This is a genomic window from Microlunatus soli, from assembly GCF_900105385.1.
GTDB lineage: Bacteria > Actinomycetota > Actinomycetes > Propionibacteriales > Propionibacteriaceae > Microlunatus > Microlunatus soli.
In genome coordinates, this window is the sequence record NZ_LT629772.1 from 1889282 (window position 1) to 1905776 (window position 16495).

The window sequence follows — 16495 nt, forward strand, 5'->3', positions numbered from 1 at the left end:
CCGATGACCCATTCCGATCTCCCGCTCGGCGTGCGCGCGGCCCGCGCGCTGCGTTCCGGGGACAGCCGGCTCGCCTCCCAGCTGGTCACCCCGATCCTGGAGTCACTGCAGCTCGGTGCTGTCGTCGAGCTGCGGTTCACCTCCGACGAATACAGCCTCAATTCGGTCAGCGGCAGGGTCCGGTTCGGTGACGGTCCGGAGCGATTCTTCAAGTTCCACGCCGAGGAGGGCGAGGACGAGCACGTCGGCGAGTACTACCGGGCCAAGCTGCTCGACGATGTCGGGCTGCCGGTCGACGTACCGCTGGCGGTGCGTAGCGCGCCGGGCACCCAGGTGGCGTTGTACGAGGTCCGCGAAGAACCGCGAATGGTCGATCTCTGCCTGGACCTCGAACGGTCCCAGGGCGCGACCAGCGCGGTGCTCCCCGACGATCTCGTCCGCGCCCGCCGCCGGCTCGACGGCACCGTCGGCGCCGTCGCCGTCAACACGCTGCGACCTCCGACGCCGTCGTCGGCCGGGGCGGCCATCCACCAGTTGTTCGGCCATCGGCTGCTCGACGACGACGGCAGCCTCGGCGGCACCCGCTTCGGTGCCTGGTACGCCGCCAACCCGATCTGGCAGCGGGTGGCGGCGAAACGCTGGCAGATCGGTGCGGTCGAGTACCGGTTGCCGTTGGCCGCGGCGGTCGCCGAGGCCGGCCGGTTGCTGTCGCCGGGAACACTGGCCGACGGCCCGGTGGTCACCGCACACGGTGATGATCATCATGGCAACGTGTGGTGTCGGCGGGACCCCGACGGCCGGCCCTACCTGACCCTGTTCGATCCCGCCTTCGCCGGCGACGACCTGCCGGCCCTGCTGGCATTGGTCAAACCGACCTACCACAACGCGCTGGCGCACCCGTTCTGGCTCTACCATCCGGCCGACGTGGCGGACACCCCGGTGCAGGAAGACGATCACTGGGTTCGGCTTCCGAACGGGCTGCCGATCAGTCCCCTCCGGCAGGCGGTCCTGGACAGCATCGTCGACCAGGCCTGGGCTCCGCTGCTGCGCGCGATGGCCGACCGCAGACTGCTGCCCGGCAACTGGCGGCGTACCGTCCGGCTGGCGATGATGCTCTGCCCGCTGCTGGTCACCGACCTGTTGGCACCGACCCGGCATCCGACCGTCCAGCTGCTCGGGCTGGCTCACGCGGCCGCCGTCAGCACCGAACCGGCAACCGGCACTGATCCGATCACCGTCGCCCTCGACCGGCTGCAATCCCTGCTCCCGAAGGGAATCTCGACGTGACAGCCGCCGACAACGAGGAGCAGAGGGCGTCCGGCCGACGGATCCTGATCTCCGGCGGCAGCTCCGGGATCGGGCTGGCCGCTGCCGAACGGCTCGCCGCAACCGACCGGGTCTGGATCCTCGGCTCCAGCACCTCATCGGTCGAAGCGGCCGTACGACACAGTGCCGCCCCGTTCACCGGATCTTCGGCGTGCGATCTGGCCGACCATGATCAGATCGACGCCGCAGTCGACGAGGTCGCCGCCCGCCTCGGCGGCCTGGACGCCGTCTTCGTCAACGCCGGCATCGACGGCCAGGGCGTCCCCGCTCAGGACCTGTCTCTTGATCATTTCCGCCGGGTGCTCGAGATCAATGTGCTGGGCGCCTTCGCGCTCGCCAGGGCGGGACTGCGGCACCTCGACCGGCCCGGCACGATCCTGTTCACCGCGTCGGTCAACGCCGTCAAACCGGAGGTCGACTTCCTGGACTACAACGCGAGCAAGGCGGCGGTGGTCAGCATCGCCAAGACCCTTGCCCTCGAGGTGAGCCACCAGGGTGTCTGCGTGATCGCCCTCTGCCCCGGCTACTTCCCGACGCCGATGACCAACGCCTACCTCGACGATCCGGCGATCAGCGAAGAACTTCTGAGCAGGATTCCGGCGCGCCGGTTCGGCACCCTGGACGAGATCGCCGAGACCGTCGACTTCCTGCTCAGCCCGGCAGCCCGGTTCATGACCGGCGCCGTCCTGACCCTCGACGGCGGCACCAATCTGTGAACGATCCCGCACCGATCGAGTGACGACATCCCGCGGCCGCAGTTGATCTTGTCGGACGCTGCTCACCGCCACCGGTAGCGATCGGCGCCGGGCTGCGCGCGGCGCCGGGTTCCTGGTGCAGACATTGGGTATCCGGACCGGAGATGTCGACAACCGTCTGCCAGATTCTCTCGTCCCGGATCACCGTCGTCATCGATCATCAGGGGGCGCACGCCGATCGCCGCGAGAACTCCTGCGGAGTCACCGGGTGAGCGCGGGGATGAACCGCAGCTCTGTGCTACGTTCACGGACACATTCGTGGCCGACACCGCCCCCTGGGGCAGAGATTGCGAGCGGAGATGGTGGACACCAAGACATCGGGCGGCGTGCAGTCGGTGGAGCGGGCATTCTTCCTGCTCGAACTGCTCGCCGACAACGGGGATCTCTCCCTGACCGAACTGTCCAACTCGATCGAGTTGCCGGCTCCGACCACCCATCGACTGCTCAAGACTCTGGTGTCATTGGGCTACGTCCGGCAGCTGCCGAATCGGCGCTACAGCCTCGGTCTCGGCCTGGTCCGGATGGCCGGCCGGGTGGACACCCAGTTCGGCCCGGTCGCCAAGCCGCACCTGGAACTGCTCGCCCGGGAGACCGGCGAATCGGCCAATCTCGCGGTCCTGGAGAGCGACATGATGGTCTACATCGCGCAGGCGCCGTCGCCGCACGCGATGCGGATGTTCACCGAGGTCGGCCATCGTGCCTACACCCATTCCACCGGTGTCGGGAAGGCGATCCTGGCGCAACTGCCCGAACAGCAGGTCGATCGGATCGTCGGCCGCGCCGGTATGCCCGCCGCGACCACCAAGACCATCGTCGACCCGGCGAAGTTGCGGACCGAGCTGGCCCGGGTCCGTCGCCAGGGTTACGCCATGGACAACGGCGAACAGGAGAACGGCGTCTCCTGCTACGCCGTTCCGGTGACCGGGGTGCCGATCTCGATGGCGATCTCGATCTCCGGTCCTGCGTTCCGGATCACCAAGGATCTGGGACGTAAGGCGGTGCCGCTGCTCCAGGAGGAAGCCACCAAGCTCGCCGCGGAGCTCGCCGGCCTCTAGTGGGCCGGAAGTCAAACCACTAGTCTTCGGTCAGCGCACACCTTGCGCTGACCGACGCTCTCGATCGCCCGACCGGGACTCCCTCTGTCGGCAATACCGTCGAGCATGCTATGTTCCACTCATCGGAATCCATACTCCACTAATGTGAAGTGTAAGGCGATGCGACGATGCGTAGCGTGAAGATCACGGCCGTCGAGGTCGAGGTCGTCCGGGGCCGACATCCCGGACTTCCCGAGGGGGTGCGGCAGAAGCAGGTCCGGCCGCTCTCGCTCTACCCCGAACACCGGCCTGCTCAGCAGCAGCCGGCTCCGCCGACACCGGACGCGCTCACCGCGCGCTACCTGCGGATTCGGACCGACGGTGACGTCGAAGGCTTCTACGGGCCGATCGAACACGATGCAGCACAGACGATCATCGACCTGCTGGGCCCGTTCCTGATCGGCCAGGATGCCTTGGCGGTGACGATCGCCTGGGACAAGTTGGCCCGGTCCGATCGGCACGCCCGGCACGGCTACCTGAAGATGGGCATCAGCGCGATCGACAACGCACTCTGGGATCTGCGGGGCAAGGTGTATGACGCACCGGTCTGGCAGCTGCTCGGCGGCGGAAGCCGGGATCGGATCCCGGCCTATGTGAGCACGCTGGGCACCTCGCTGGAGCCCGCCGTGGTGCGGACAACGGCTACCGAACTGCAGCGGGCCGGATTCTGGGGCCAGAAGTGGTTCTTCGCCGACGGCCCGGGCGACGGGCAGCAGGGCCTGACCCGCAGCGTCGGGCTGGCCCGACAGCTGCGGGACACCCTCGGCGAGGACTACCCGATCATGTTCGACGCCTTCCACGGCTGGGATCTGGGCTTCGCCCGGGCCTGGGTGGAACGCACCCGCGAGCTGCGGCCGACCTGGCTGGAAGAGCCGTTCGGGCCGGATCGACTGCCCGCGTTCATCGACCTGCATCGCAGCACCGGACAGGCACTCAGCACCGGTGAGCACCTCTACGACCGGGCCGAGGTGCTGCCGTTCCTGACCGAGGCGGCCATCGCCGTCCTGCAGTGTGATCCCGAGTGGTGCGGAGGGGTCACCGAACTGGTCCGGATCTGCGCACTGTCCGACACCTTCGGTGTCCCGGTGATCCCGCACGGACACGGTCTGCATGCCGCACTGCACGTCGTCGCCAGCCAGTCGCCGACGACCTGCCCGAGCGTGGAGTACCTGATCCGGATCATGCCCAACCGACATCACTTCGAGGTCGCTCCACTGGTCCCGGAGAACGGATCGTTCGCGCTGCCGACCGGGGCCGGCTTCGGCATCGAACTGGACGAGAACAAGATCGACACCTGGACCACGCTGACCGACTGAGCGTCCACCGGGGCCCGCACCGACATCTCGCCGAGCGGCCCTCCGGATGCCGTCCGGGCCATTGCGTTCAGGCATCCGGGGCCGGATCACTTCGACCGCGTACTGACCTGGCGCTGCGACCGGAGATCGCCGCCGGGGCCGACGTGACCGCCGCGACGCCGCACGATCGGCACGTCGATCAGTCCGACACCTTCAGGGACGTGATCATGGAGCCCGCCGGGGACGGGCTGATCGGCTCGATACCGGCCGGCTGCACCGACGGCAGCCTCCCGATGATGTACTTCTTCGAGCTCGCGTTCGGCGACGGAAGTCCGACGATCTTCCCCTGCCTGGAGGCCGATCCGTCCGATCCTCAAGAAGTCTCGGCAACGGGCCACGCGGTCGCCCTCTTCAGCGAGATGCCGGCTCGGCGATGACGGGCGGCGTCAGCCGGTGGTGCCGGTGTTGGCAATGCCTTCGACCAGATACCGCTGTCCGATGAAGTAGATGATCAGCACCGGCACCACCGAGATGGTGGCCGCCGCCATCAGCAGATTGATCTGGGTGAAGAACTGGCCCTTGAAGAGGGCGAGTGCTGCCGGCAGGGTCTGCAGCTCGGTGGAGTTGATGAAGATCAACGGACCGAACAGATCGTTCCAGGACTCCACGAAGGTGAGCACGCCGATCGCCGCCAACGCCGGCTTGGTCAGCGGCAGCAGGATCCGCCAGTAGATGGTGAACAACCCGGCGCCGTCCACCCGGGCAGCATCCTCCAGCTCCTGCGGCAGCACCCGGAACGCCTGCCGCATCAAGAAGGTGCCGAACACCGGTGTCATCACCCGAGGCACCCAGAGCGGTAGGTGGGTGTCGGTCCAGTCCCACTGGTCGAACATCAGGTACTGCGGCAACAGGTAGGCGATGCTGGGCACCATGGTCGTCGCCAGCACGACGACGAAAAGGATGTTCTTGCCGGCGAACTCGAGCCGAGCAAACGCATAGCCGGCCAATGAGCTGACCGCCAGCACTCCGACCACGTTGATCACCGCGAGCTTGAGGCTGTTGACCAGATACGGACCGACCGTGTGCAGTGCACTGCCGAGGTTGGCCCACTGCACGTCGTGCGGGATCAACGACAGCGGATGGGTCAGCACCTCGTTCTCGGTCTTCAACCCTGACGCCGCCATCCACAACAGCGGGAACAAGGTGCCGAAGCCGAGCAGTACGCCGACCAGAGCCAACAGCACCGTCTCGGCCCGTGCCATCCGATGACCGCGGGTCGACGGTCGGTTCAGGCGTCCGGCGATTACAGCCATCGGGATCGATCCTTTCGCTGGTGTCGATGTGGTGCGCTCATCCGTAGAACACCCACCGTTTCTGGAGCTTGAGCTGGATCAACGTGATGATCATGATCACGATGAACAGCACCCAGGCCAGGGCGGAGGCGTAGCCGAACTTCCCGAACACGAAGCCGTTCTGGTACAGGTTGTAGATGAAGACGTTGGTACCGTTCGCCGGGCCACCCTGAGTCATCACGAAGATGATGCCGAAGACCTGGAAGGTCGCGATCACCTGAGTGATGATCACGAAGAACAGGGACGGCGACAGCAGTGGCAACGTGATACGGATCAACCTGCTCCACCGCGAGGCGCCATCGACGGCAGCGGCCTCGTACAGCCCTTTCGGGATGCCTTGCAGGCCGCTGAGCAAGATCAACATCGGATAGCCGACCCCATGCCAGGTGGCGACCACGATGACGGCCGGCATCGCCCAAGCAGAGTCGGTCAACCACGACTGACCCGTGATGCCGAAGATCGCCAGCAGACGGTTGATTACGCCGGTGTCGGGTGCGTAGAGCTGGAACCAGACCAGGCTGATCGCCACCACGTTGGTGACGAACGGTGTGAAGTACGCGGTCCGGAAGAAGCCCCGGATCGGCAGCCGTTCGGTGTTGCACAACAGAGCGAGCAGCAGCGCGACCAGAATCGTCAGCGGGATGGTCACTGCCGAGTAGTAGATCGTGTTCCGCAGGGTCTTGAGGAAGATGTCGTCGTGCACCATGCGGGTGAAATTGTCCACCCCGATGAAGGAATGCACGCCGAAGCCGTTCCAGGACGTGAAGGAGGTGTAGAGCGAGAACAGGATCGGATACACGTTGAAGACCGCGATGCCGATCGCCAACGGTGCCACGAAGATCCAGCCGGCCAGATGCTTGTTCAGTCGGCGCGGGGGCGACTGGGCCGGGGCAGGCCGGGACTGGGGCGCCAGCACCTCGTCGGTCACCGTCACGGCGCCGCCTTGAGAACGTCCTCCACCTTGCCGCGGACCGCGGTCAACACTTCCTGCGCGGTCTTCTCACCGGTCCAGATCTGTTGCATCGGCGGTTGGTAGGTAGCCGCGGCTTCGGCGGTCGCCGGCGTGCTGTTCCGCGCGTGATTCGCCGCAACGGCATCGGGCAGCATCCCGTAATGCTCCGGGGACTTTCCTGTTGTCCCGGTGACCGTTGCGGCCGCCGCCTTGTTCGACGGGACGAACGCGTTCTCCTTGACATACAGCTTGCCTGCCTGATCACCGACCAGATAGGACAGGAATTGGAACGCCTCGGCCTGCTTGGTCGACTTGGCGGGGATCGCGTAGACGATCATCGCCCCGGCAGTGTTCTGCCGGGCCTGACCGGGGACCGGCGCGATGTCCCATTCGAAGCCGTCGGCATTCTCCTGGAAGTAGGGCACCGAGCCGGAGCCGGCGAAGTACATGCCCAGCTTCTGGGAGACGAACATGCTCTCCCCGGAATTGGTCTGCTGGATCGCACCCCAGGACGGCTGCACCTTGTACTTGTTCGTCAGGTCGCCGAGCCACTGCATCGCCTCGATCCCCTGCTGGTCGGCCAGGGTGAACCTCTTGCCGTCCTTACTGAAAGTGCCTTCGCCGCCGTTGTTCCAGGAGAAGGTCTGCTCGAAGCCGACGTCATTCAAGATCATGCAGCCCCAGACCTTCTTGGCCGGATCGGTGATCTTTGTTGCAGCAGCAAGGAAATCCGACCACTTCCAGCCTTTGTCGGTCCACTGGCCAGGCGGGAGCGGTACACCCTTCTTCTCGAACAGGGTCTTGTTGTAGTAGATCAGCCGCGGCTGGATCGCGATGGCCAGCGCGTACTGTCCGTCCTTGCTCTTGGTGAAGTCGTACAGGTCGGCGGTCACCGTGCCGGCATCGAAATGCTGCGCCTTGATCATCGGCGTCAGGTCGGCCAACGCGCCCTCGGCAGCGAACTGGGCAACGAAATCATCGTCGCAGCGGACCACGTCGGGCGGGTTCTTGCCGGACAGCACGGTCCGGAACCGAGTCGTGTAGTCGTCGTAGGACACCGGCGCCTGGAAGGAGACCTTGATCCCGGTCTCCTTGGTGTACGCCGCCGCCGCGTCGACGACCGCGGTGTTGGAGTTGGACCAGTCCGCCACCGTGATCGGTTCCTTCGACGGCGATCCCGGATCGCTGTCCTGTCCCCCGCCGCTGCAGGCTCCGAGGAGCCCGATGCTTCCGGCTGCCGAGGCCAGACCCAACAGTCCGCGCCGGCTGAAGGTTGCGTTCTCCATCGAAACTCCTCATCGAGTCCTGCCACAGAGGACAGGCGAAACATTTCGCATAGTGAAGTCGTATTTTCAGATGTCGATAGTACGGATCTGGATCTGCGCCGTCAACAGGATCGCGTCCACCTCGACCGATGAGCTGCGCACCGAGCCGGGAATGCCCGACGGCTGCCGCCGGTTGTGTCGACCATGAGCGAAAAGCCGATCAAGGTGCCCGGACCCGACCACTCGATCACCGTGAGCCCGGACGACAGGACCGTTACCGCCTCTGTCGATGGGAAGGTCATCGCGACCTCGGCGGCCACCCTGCTCCTCGCCGAGGCCGGCTATCCGCCGGTGCATTACTTCCCTCGCGAGGACGTGGATCTGAGCGCACTCGAGCGGACCGACCACAGCAGCTACTGCCCGTACAAGGGCGACGCGGCGTACTTCAGCATCCGGACCGGTGACGGACGGATCGACAACGCGGTCTGGACCTACGAGAAACCGCATCCCGCGGTGTCGACGATCGGCGGCCACCTGGCGTTCTACACCGACCGGGTCACCGTCTCGGTCGAGCCGTCCCGCTGAGCAGGTCCGACCCGGACGGCAAATGTCCAGTACCGGCAATGTCCGGTACTGGACGGGCAGAAGTGCCCAACGGCGGCCGGTCTTTCACTAGCATCGTGAGTGCACCGCAGCGCTGGGTCTCATGTATTTGACCTCAGTCATGCAGGTTGCTCCGACGTGGGCGGTGCGCTTGGCCCTCGACCGACACACCGGCCGTACGGACAGTGGCGAACCCGACGCGCTACTGCCCGGCTGCGAACAGATTGTTCACGTTTCCCCGGGAGCGATCTGACGGCCGGACCGTCGATGGACAGCAGGCGATGACCCCCGTCCTGCTCTCCGGAGGGTGACCGGGCTTTGGACATGGGCCCAGGTCAGTGCCGAGCGCACCGCCACGTGCGGGATCCCCAGCCGTTGCGGACACCCGACCACATGGGTCCGGTCCCCGGCCGATCAGCCCCGGCTCAGATCAGTCCGACCGATCGCCACTTCCATGAGCTCCTGAGCCGCGTGGGAGAGTCGAACTCCCGACATTCGATTTACAAGATCGACGCTCTGCCAACTGAGCTAACGCGGCACGCACCGACGGGTGCGAGAGCCCATGCTAGACAACGCTGCCGCCTGACGCACGTCGGCGGGCTGTTCGCCCGCGATGACGCGATCTCATCGGCACCGGTTGCCGGCGAGTGAGCGTGGCAAGCCCCGCCGATGGCGGATGAGATCGCGATTCTGCGGGACTCGGACAATCGGCAGCAGACCCGGCGTGCCGGTGTGACACTGGATCATGGAGACCGTCGGACGGCGGATCGCGCCGATCGCGGGCTGGGCCGGCCTGGTGTTGATGGTGGTCCCGCTCTACTGGTTCATCGCCTCGGGACTGCTCGCGCCGTTGTGGGCGATCATCGGATTGCTGACGCTCTGGGCGGCCTGCCTGGTCTGGGGCATCCGCTTCCGCAAACGGTGGCCGTGGGCCGTACTCGCCTTGCCGTTCGGCCTGATGATCATCTGGTTCGCCGTGATCACCGCCGGCGAACGGCTGCTCGGCTGGACCGGCTGAGTCCGTCCGGTCCGCCTCGAACCGGCGCAGCCGCAACCGACCGGACGGGCCGCAGCCGATCTCGCATGATCCAGGCTGCGATCAGCGGTCGAGTCGGCGACGCACCCGTCGTACGACGCGCTTGCTCAGCCGCCGCGCTCGGGTGACCGTCGCCTTCGCCCCGGCTGCACCAGCCGCCTTCATCTCGAACAAGCGCGACCCGGAGGCCTGCTCGGACTCGCGGAGCCTGTCCTCGAATTCCTGCCGCACCTTGCGGGCCGATTCCGCGGCTGCGCGCGCAACCGCCGAATCGATGGTGTCGCTGGCGATCGCGGCAGCGTCGCGATAGCTGCGGGCATACCGTTCCGACAAGTCGTCGAACTCCGTGCTCAGGTCGGTGTCTCCGCCCTCGTCGGCGAGCCGGCAGCACGCGTCCCAGGTCTGTTCGGCGATCGTCCGCAACTCGTCGGGGACGTCGAGTTCGTCCCATCCGGTACGGATCCGATGCAACTCCGGCGAGATGAATTCGTCGACCGGACTTGGCTCGCCGGAGGAGAGATCGGCATTGAGCTCCAGCCCGACCGCGTCCCGGACTCCGGTCAACGCGGATCGCCAATCGGCCAACAGGTCGGTGTAGCGCAGATACGCACGGGGCCGACCGCGAGTCTGTCGTTCGTTCAACAGGCTGACGTTGATCCAGCCGGCCACCTTGGAGATCGCGTAATCGCGTGCCTTCCGCGGATCCTTGGCCGTGCCGTAGTAGGTGGAACGGCTGCCCACCACCTCGGTCGGATGCCGCAACATCGTCAGGAAGCACAGCGTGAGTCCCGAGTCGGTGGCTGCCCGCTCCCACAGGTCGTGCAGCCACACCGAGCGCGGGTCCTTGATCACCAGTTGCCGATGACCGGCGGCGGCACCGTGCAACCACCGGGACAACTCCTCCTGGGTCGCCGCGTCGGTGGCGTCCGCAATTCGCGCGGCAGCCCGCGGGTCGGCGTCGAATTCGTAGGTGTGCGCGGCCTTGAGCACCTCACGCTGGAAGTCGACGACCCACCGGGTCTCGAAGAATCCCTTCCGGTTGGACTTGTTCCAATCCACCAATGGTGGCGGCACGTGCACCCCGAGCTGGCTGAGCGCACCGGTCACCGCGCTCGTCCCGCTCCGTCCCGGTCCGGTGACCATCAGCAGCCGGGTCGACGTCTTCGGCAACTCCGTTTCGGCAGCCAACGTCGTCTCGGGCACGGCAGATCACTCCTTGCGGTGGTGCGGTCGGGACGCCCCAATCCTGACACGTTCTTCTGTCAGCGAAGTATCAGGCACCTGTCGACCGGAGCGAATTCAGCCGGACGACACGGGATCTCAGCCGGACGACACGGGATCTCAGCCGGACGACACGGGATCAGGGGCTCTGCAGCTCCGCCGCCGCGCCGGGCCGTCGGATCTCCTCGCGGATCACGTAATGCATCTTCTTGCCGGTCGCCGTGCGCGGCAGTTCGGCGACGAACCGATACCGGCGGGGACGCTTGAAGTCGGCCAACATCGGGCTGGCCAGACAATACTTGTCCAACTCGGCCGCCGTCAGCTCGGAATCGTCGGTCTGGACGCAGGCGACAACCAGCTCGCCCCAGCGTTCGTCGGGCAGCCCGACCACGATCGCGTCAGCGACACTGGGATGGGAGTTGAGCACCTCCTCCACCTGCACCGGATGGACATTCTCGCCACCGGAGATGATCATGTCGTCCTTACGACCGACCACGGTGACGAACTCGTCGGCGTCCCAGGTCCCCAGGTCGCCGGAGTAGAGCCAGCCGTCACGGAACTTCGCCTGCTGCTCATCCGGCTTGTTCACATAGGCATACCCGGACTTCAACGACCGCATGATCACCTCACCGGTGGTGACGCCGTCCCGCGGGGCAAGATCATCGGGGTCCGCCGGATGATCTTCGTAGGCGTTCACCACCCGGACGTCGTCGTCGGTACACGCCTGGCCGGCACTGCCGGCATGATCAGGCAGGTCGGCCGGCCGCAGGAACGTGTTCCAGAACGCTTCGGTGGTGCCGTAGCCGTTGAAGATCCGCGGCGTCAGTACCGATTGGAAACGCAGGCAGGCGGCCCGCTCCAGTGGTGCACCCATCGTCACGATCCCGCGCAACGAGGACAGGTCCCGCGGGTTGGTCTCCTGGGCCGCGGTCAGCAGCCCGAGGTTGGTCGGTGCACCGATCAGGAAGGTGAGCCGTTCGGCCTGGACCAGATCCAACACCGCGTCGGCGTCGAACTGACGCATCACCACCGAGGCCGCGCCGGCATAGAGCACCGGCTGCGGGCCACCGGCGGAGATGCCACCACGATGGAACCAGGGCGTCATGTTGAGCGTCCGGTCCTGCGGTGTCAGCGGGAAGTGCATGATCACGTCGTGGGCCGTGAGCACCTCGGCCGCGTTGTTCAACGACACCCCCTTCGGCATCCCGGTGGTGCCGGAGGTGTAGAGCCGCAAGGTCTCGTCCCAGGCGGTCAGATCTCCTTGTGGGGAACGGATTCCGGGACCGGCCGGCAGTTGATCGAATGCTTCGGCACCGTCAAGCCCTGGATCTCCGTCGACGGCGACCAGGACGTCGGGACGATGTTCGGCCAGTTCCAGAGCGGCTCTCACCGACTCGCCGAGCGAGCCGTCGTAGACCAACACCTTCGGCACGCTGTCGTCCAGGACATGCGCGGTTTCCCCGGGGGAGAATCGGAAGTTGATCGGTGAGGCGATCGCACCGAGCTGCTCGGCAGCCAGGTAGAGCTGGGCGAACTCCGGGCAGTTGTAGAGCTGGAAGGTCACCACATCGCCGGCCCGTACGCCGCGATCGGCCAGCCCCTGGGCCAGCTCGGCGACCACCGCGGCCAGCTCGGCGTAGGTCCAGGTCCGGGCAGGGCCGGTCAGACCCGGATCGATCAGCGCCGGCCGGTCGCCGTAGCGGCGGACGTTGCGCCAGAAGCCGGCCAAGTAGCTGAAGTTGTTGTCGAAGGCGTCACGATAGGCGCTGCTGTCATAGCGATACGGCACTCCGGCCCCTTTGATCGAACGGACTGTTGATCACTGTAGGCCGATCCGGGCCGCAGTGGTCAGGCTTGCGGAGCATTGAAGATCGCCACACAGTTCTGGCCACCGAATCCGAACGCGTTCGTCGCACTGACCGCGACCGGCATCCGACGGGCGACGTTCGGGACGTAGTCCAGGTCGCAGTCCGGATCGGGAGTGTGCAGATTGATCGTCGGCGGCACGATCTGGTCCCGGATCGCGAGCACCGACACCATCGCTCCGAGCGCACCGGCAGCACCGATCAGGTGGCCGACCATCGACTTCGGCGCGCTGACCGCCAGCCGCTCGGCGGCCTCGCCGTAGCCAGCGTGCAGGGCCAGCGTCTCGGTCCGATCATTGGCCTTGGTGGAGGTGCCGTGTGCGGCGACGTAATCGACTTCATCGGGCTTCACGCCGGCATTGCGCAGCGCAGCGACGATCGAGTTGGCGGCGTAGGCACCGGCCGGCTCCGGCGCGCTGACATGGAAGGCATCCGCGGTCAGTGCACCGCCGGCGACCGTTGCATAGCTGTGGGCTCCGCGACGGGCTGCGTGCTCGGCCGACTCCAGCACCGCGACCACCGAGCCCTCACCGAAGACGAAGCCGTCCCGATCGGCATCGAAGGGTCGGGATGCCTCGGCAGGGTCGCCGGCGTAGTTGCTCAACGCCCCCATCGCCTGCAGACCGCCGAACATCGCCGGGGTGATGGCCGCGTCGGTCCCGCCGCAGACCACGACGTCGGCCTCCCCCGCCAGGATCAGTCGGCGGGCCTCCAGGAAGGCGTACACGCCGCTCGCGCAGGCCAGCGCGCTGGCCGTCACCGGACCGTGCAGGCCGAGGTCGATGGCGACCTCGCAGGCCGGCATGTTGGTCAGCGACGACGACACGAAGTACGGACTGATCCGCCCCGGCGCAGCGCCGAGCAGCTGACGGGTCGCGTGTTCGACGGTGTCGAAACCGGCGACCGCGGCGTTGATCACCACCCCGACCCGGGTCGGGTCGATGCCGTCGGCGAGCTCGACATGATCGCGTTCATCGCGGGGCCCGTCGGCCTCGGCCGGCAACAGTCCGGAGTCGATCGCTGCCTCGCGGGCGGCCGCAACCGCAAGTTGGGTGAATCGCGCCGAGCGCCGCAGCCGCTTCCCGGCAAGCACGCTGGACGGGTCGAAGCCCTTCACCTCGGCCGCGATGTGCACCCGGAGTCCGCTGCTGTCGAAGGCCGTGATCGGTGCGACCCCGGACGTGCCGGCGAGCAGCGCCCGCCAGCTGCTCTCCCGATCGTTGCCGACCGGGGTGACGGCCCCGAACCCGGTGATCACCACTTCGCTGGACAACATTCCCTGCGATTCCTCGCCCTCTACCCGACCCGGGGGCCGTTTAGCGAACGACTGGTCGTTAAATCTGCCACTCCCCACGATAAGACCTCACGACGGCGACCGTGCGAGGGGCTCGGATCGGACCCGACCACGCGTCTCGGACCGCCGCAGACGTAGCGTGGGCCGGTCCGACGGCGGGAGCAGCTATGGACGTTCACCGAACGGCGCGGTACGACGGCATCGCGGCGTGGTACGACGAACAGCTCGCGGCGGCGCCGCACCGACCGCACCTGCTGCGCACCCAACTGGGCGATGGAACGGGACTGTGCCTCGATGTCGGCTGCGGCACCGGCCGCGACCTGCAGCTCATCGCCGCGACCGGCCGGACCCCCGTCGGGGTCGAGTTGTCCTCCGACCAGCTCCGGCTGGCAACGGAGCGCTGCGATCGGGTGATCCGCGGTGACGCCGAACAGCTGCCGTTCGCGGCGAACACCTTCCCGACCGTGATCAGCTGCTGGACCTCGACCGACGTCGAGGACTTCGCCGGGATGCTGACCGAGATCGCCCGGGTCCTCCGTCCGGGTGGCAGATTCCTGTTCTACGGCGTGCATCCGTGCTTCAACGGCCCACACGTCGAGAGTTGCGCTGACCGGTCGCGGTTGATCCACCCGAGCTACCGACAGGCCCGCCGGCATCTGACCTCGCCGTGGTGGGGCGTCGACGGGATCCGGACCAAGGTCGGCGGGATGCGACACCTTCCGCTGGCCGATTTCATCAACGCCTTCACCGACGCCGGTCTGCGGATCGGCAGGGTCGTCGAGCCCGACGAGGAACCCGTCCCCTACGCGATCGTCGTCGATGCCGACAAGCCGTCCTGATCACGTCACGGACTGGTCGCGTTTTCCAGGCAGAATTCATTGCCTTCGGGATCGGCCATCACGATCCAGCCGCCGGGCTCCGACTCTCGGCGATCGTCGACGATGCGAGCACCCAACGATTCCAGCCGGAGGAGTTCTTGATCTTGGGATTCACTTTGCGGCAACAGGTCAAGGTGCAGCCGATTCTTGCTCTCCTTGGGTTCCGGCACCTGTACGAAGACCAGGTGTGGCAACGTGTCCTCGTCCGGACCGATCCACCAGAACGGGTTACCGGGCATCTCCACCTTGGCCCGCGGCCAACCGGTCAGGTCGCTCCAGAACCGGGACATCCGGTCGGAGTCGGCGCAGTCGAACGTCACGTTCAAGATCGGGAAACTCTTCATTCGCGCGCCTCCTTGCGTCAATGGCCCCTAGGGAACCACTGATTCATTCGGGCTACTGCGGCCCGAATAGATCAGTGCTTACTGAGCAACTCGAGCGTCACAGTCCCGGCGAGCGCCGGCAAGGTGTTTTCGACCGTCGCCGACGATCAGACCTCCAGCCGGGTCATGAAGACGCTGTTGCGGTCCTCGATATAGTTCCCGAACGGCGGGCAGTCGACAAAGCCTTCGGCGGCGTACAACGCACGCGCCGGCGCGAAGAAGTCCATGCTGCCGGTCTCCAGCGACAGTCGGCGTACTCCGCGGCTGCGTGCATCGGTGAGCAGGTGCCGCAGCATCCGCCGTCCGATCCCCTGCCCACGCCGGGCCGGATCGGTGCGCATGCTCTTCAGCTCTTCATGCCCCGGTTCGAGGGCGGCCAGCGCGCCGGTACCGACGATGGTCCGCGCGATCGGGTCGTCGGTGACGACCGCGACCCACAGCCGGACGTCGGGCCGCCGCAGGTCTGCCAACTGCAGCGCGTGCCGGCTCTCCTGCGGCGCAGTCGGCACCAGGTCGTCAAGATGATCTTGGAGGAACGTCGCCAACCCCGGCTCGTCGAAGTCGGCCCGTTCGATCGTCACGGTCACATCGGCCAGCTTGCCCGATCAGTATTGCGACGGTGTTTCACTACCGTGGGTGCCATGGCGGAGCTGCATTTCATCCAGGGCGACCTCACCGAACACAGCTGTGATGCGATCGTCAACGCTGCCAACTCCTCACTGCTCGGCGGTGGCGGCGTGGACGGCGCGATCCACCGCCGCGGCGGACCGGAGATCCTGCAGGCCTGTCAGGAGATCCGCCGGACCCAACTGCCCACCGGGCTTCCGACCGGGCAAGCGGTCGCCACCACCGCAGGCCGGCTACCTGCCCGATGGGTGATCCACACCGTCGGGCCGGTGTACTCGACGTCTGAGGATCGATCGGAGTTGTTGGCATCGGCCTACCGGGAGTCGCTGCGCGTCGCCGACGAGATCGGAGCCCGTACGGCGGCCTTCCCGGCGATATCGGCCGGAATCTACGGCTGGCCGCTGGACGATGCCGCCAGGATTGCGGTGCACACCGTACGGGACGCCCCGACCCAGGTCGCTGACGTCACCTTCGTGCTGTTCGGCGAACAGGCCTACTCAGCGTTCACCGCGGTCGCCTGAAGACCCCCTTCGCACCGGTTGCGTACCC

General features: G+C 66.6%; 17 protein-coding genes and 1 tRNA gene. 9 read left to right on the forward strand and 9 right to left on the reverse strand.

Annotated elements, in window-relative coordinates; translation table 11 throughout:
- Positions 1–3 precede the first annotated feature (3 nt).
- The 5 genes from BLU38_RS08800 (at position 4) to BLU38_RS08820 (ending at position 4907) form a co-directional block, all read left to right on the forward strand.
- Entirely contained in the window at positions 4–1287 is a 1284-nt protein-coding gene (locus BLU38_RS08800) for a hypothetical protein (RefSeq protein ID WP_091523095.1), read from the forward strand.
- Positions 1284–2042, forward strand: a complete 759-nt coding sequence (locus tag BLU38_RS08805) for an SDR family NAD(P)-dependent oxidoreductase (protein WP_157683320.1) — start codon at positions 1284–1286, stop codon at positions 2040–2042. Before BLU38_RS08800 ends, BLU38_RS08805 begins: the two co-directional genes overlap by 4 nt.
- 338 nt (positions 2043–2380) lie before the next feature.
- Positions 2381–3136 carry an IclR family transcriptional regulator gene (locus tag BLU38_RS08810; RefSeq protein ID WP_091523103.1) on the forward strand — a complete coding sequence of 252 codons (756 nt, stop codon included), beginning with the start codon at positions 2381–2383 and terminating at the stop codon, positions 3134–3136.
- A gap of 176 nt (positions 3137–3312) precedes the next feature.
- Positions 3313–4491 (forward strand): enolase C-terminal domain-like protein, encoded by a 1179-nt coding sequence (locus BLU38_RS08815; RefSeq protein ID WP_172836103.1) that lies wholly within the window; start codon positions 3313–3315, stop codon positions 4489–4491.
- 143 nt (positions 4492–4634) lie between these two features.
- The gene (locus BLU38_RS08820; protein ID WP_091523109.1) at positions 4635–4907 is read left to right on the forward strand and encodes a hypothetical protein; all 273 of its coding nucleotides are present in this window, start codon (positions 4635–4637) and stop codon (positions 4905–4907) included.
- Between the two features lie 9 nt (positions 4908–4916).
- Here BLU38_RS08820 and BLU38_RS08825 read toward each other — a convergent pair whose 3' ends face one another.
- From BLU38_RS08825 to BLU38_RS08835, 3 genes are read right to left on the reverse strand one after another with little or no spacing between them, the layout of a single operon-like run.
- Positions 4917–5783 (reverse strand): carbohydrate ABC transporter permease, encoded by an 867-nt coding sequence (locus BLU38_RS08825; RefSeq protein WP_091523113.1) that lies wholly within the window; start codon positions 5781–5783, stop codon positions 4917–4919.
- A gap of 37 nt (positions 5784–5820) precedes the next feature.
- Complete coding sequence (locus BLU38_RS08830; RefSeq protein WP_091523117.1) at positions 5821–6756, reverse strand: carbohydrate ABC transporter permease; 936 nt, start codon at positions 6754–6756, stop codon at positions 5821–5823.
- Complete coding sequence (locus tag BLU38_RS08835; protein ID WP_091523120.1) at positions 6753–8060, reverse strand: ABC transporter substrate-binding protein; 1308 nt, start codon at positions 8058–8060, stop codon at positions 6753–6755. The genes BLU38_RS08830 and BLU38_RS08835 overlap by 4 nt, the downstream gene beginning before the upstream one ends.
- Before the next feature lie 183 nt (positions 8061–8243).
- On the opposite strand from BLU38_RS08835, the gene BLU38_RS08840 reads away from it, so the two are divergent.
- Entirely contained in the window at positions 8244–8624 is a 381-nt protein-coding gene (locus tag BLU38_RS08840; RefSeq protein ID WP_091523122.1) for a DUF427 domain-containing protein, read from the forward strand.
- A gap of 483 nt (positions 8625–9107) precedes the next feature.
- Here BLU38_RS08840 and BLU38_RS08845 read toward each other — a convergent pair.
- Positions 9108–9180: transfer RNA gene (locus BLU38_RS08845), tRNA-Thr, on the reverse strand.
- Positions 9181–9387: 207 nt separating this feature from the next.
- On the opposite strand from BLU38_RS08845, the gene BLU38_RS08850 reads away from it, so the two are divergent.
- A complete protein-coding gene (locus tag BLU38_RS08850; RefSeq protein ID WP_091523125.1) occupies positions 9388–9660 on the forward strand; it encodes a hypothetical protein in 273 nt (90 codons plus the stop codon).
- A gap of 81 nt (positions 9661–9741) precedes the next feature.
- On the opposite strand, the gene BLU38_RS08855 is transcribed toward BLU38_RS08850, so the two are convergent.
- The 3 genes from BLU38_RS08855 to BLU38_RS08865 form a co-directional block, all read right to left on the reverse strand.
- Complete coding sequence (locus BLU38_RS08855) at positions 9742–10881, reverse strand: sulfotransferase family protein (protein WP_091523128.1); 1140 nt, start codon at positions 10879–10881, stop codon at positions 9742–9744.
- Between the two features lie 157 nt (positions 10882–11038).
- Positions 11039–12688: a class I adenylate-forming enzyme family protein gene (locus BLU38_RS08860; protein WP_091523132.1), complete on the reverse strand. Its 1650-nt coding sequence runs from the start codon at positions 12686–12688 to the stop codon at positions 11039–11041.
- A gap of 59 nt (positions 12689–12747) precedes the next feature.
- Positions 12748–14040, reverse strand: coding sequence for a beta-ketoacyl-[acyl-carrier-protein] synthase family protein (locus BLU38_RS08865; protein WP_172836104.1), 1293 nt, complete (start codon positions 14038–14040; stop codon positions 12748–12750).
- A 185-nt stretch (positions 14041–14225) separates the two neighbouring features.
- On the opposite strand from BLU38_RS08865, the gene BLU38_RS08870 reads away from it, so the two are divergent.
- A complete protein-coding gene (locus tag BLU38_RS08870) occupies positions 14226–14897 on the forward strand; it encodes a class I SAM-dependent methyltransferase (RefSeq protein ID WP_091523135.1) in 672 nt (223 codons plus the stop codon).
- 5 nt (positions 14898–14902) lie between these two features.
- On the opposite strand, the gene BLU38_RS08875 is transcribed toward BLU38_RS08870, so the two are convergent.
- Positions 14903–15280 carry a VOC family protein gene (locus BLU38_RS08875; RefSeq protein WP_091523140.1) on the reverse strand — a complete coding sequence of 126 codons (378 nt, stop codon included), beginning with the start codon at positions 15278–15280 and terminating at the stop codon, positions 14903–14905.
- Between the two features lie 146 nt (positions 15281–15426).
- Positions 15427–15906 carry a GNAT family N-acetyltransferase gene (locus tag BLU38_RS08880; protein ID WP_091523144.1) on the reverse strand — a complete coding sequence of 160 codons (480 nt, stop codon included), beginning with the start codon at positions 15904–15906 and terminating at the stop codon, positions 15427–15429.
- A gap of 54 nt (positions 15907–15960) precedes the next feature.
- On the opposite strand from BLU38_RS08880, the gene BLU38_RS08885 reads away from it, so the two are divergent.
- The gene (locus tag BLU38_RS08885) at positions 15961–16467 is read left to right on the forward strand and encodes an O-acetyl-ADP-ribose deacetylase (protein ID WP_091523148.1); all 507 of its coding nucleotides are present in this window, start codon (positions 15961–15963) and stop codon (positions 16465–16467) included.
- Positions 16468–16495 lie beyond the last annotated feature (28 nt).

Bases quoted from the DNA above. Each gene is read 5' to 3' on its own strand.
- BLU38_RS08810 (WP_091523103.1), top strand. From the start codon at position 2,381: ATGGTGGACACCAAGACATCGGGCGGCGTGCAGTCGGTGGAGCGGGCA.
- BLU38_RS08865 (WP_172836104.1), bottom strand. From the start codon at position 14,040: ATGTTGTCCAGCGAAGTGGTGATCACCGGGTTCGGGGCCGTCACCCCG.
- BLU38_RS08825 (WP_091523113.1), bottom strand. From the start codon at position 5,783: ATGGCTGTAATCGCCGGACGCCTGAACCGACCGTCGACCCGCGGTCAT.
- BLU38_RS08870 (WP_091523135.1), top strand. From the start codon at position 14,226: ATGGACGTTCACCGAACGGCGCGGTACGACGGCATCGCGGCGTGGTAC.
- BLU38_RS08835 (WP_091523120.1), bottom strand. From the start codon at position 8,060: ATGGAGAACGCAACCTTCAGCCGGCGCGGACTGTTGGGTCTGGCCTCG.
- BLU38_RS08885 (WP_091523148.1), top strand. From the start codon at position 15,961: ATGGCGGAGCTGCATTTCATCCAGGGCGACCTCACCGAACACAGCTGT.
- BLU38_RS08850 (WP_091523125.1), top strand. From the start codon at position 9,388: ATGGAGACCGTCGGACGGCGGATCGCGCCGATCGCGGGCTGGGCCGGC.
- BLU38_RS08840 (WP_091523122.1), top strand. From the start codon at position 8,244: ATGAGCGAAAAGCCGATCAAGGTGCCCGGACCCGACCACTCGATCACC.
- BLU38_RS08800 (WP_091523095.1), top strand. From the start codon at position 4: ATGACCCATTCCGATCTCCCGCTCGGCGTGCGCGCGGCCCGCGCGCTG.
- BLU38_RS08875 (WP_091523140.1), bottom strand. From the start codon at position 15,280: ATGAAGAGTTTCCCGATCTTGAACGTGACGTTCGACTGCGCCGACTCC.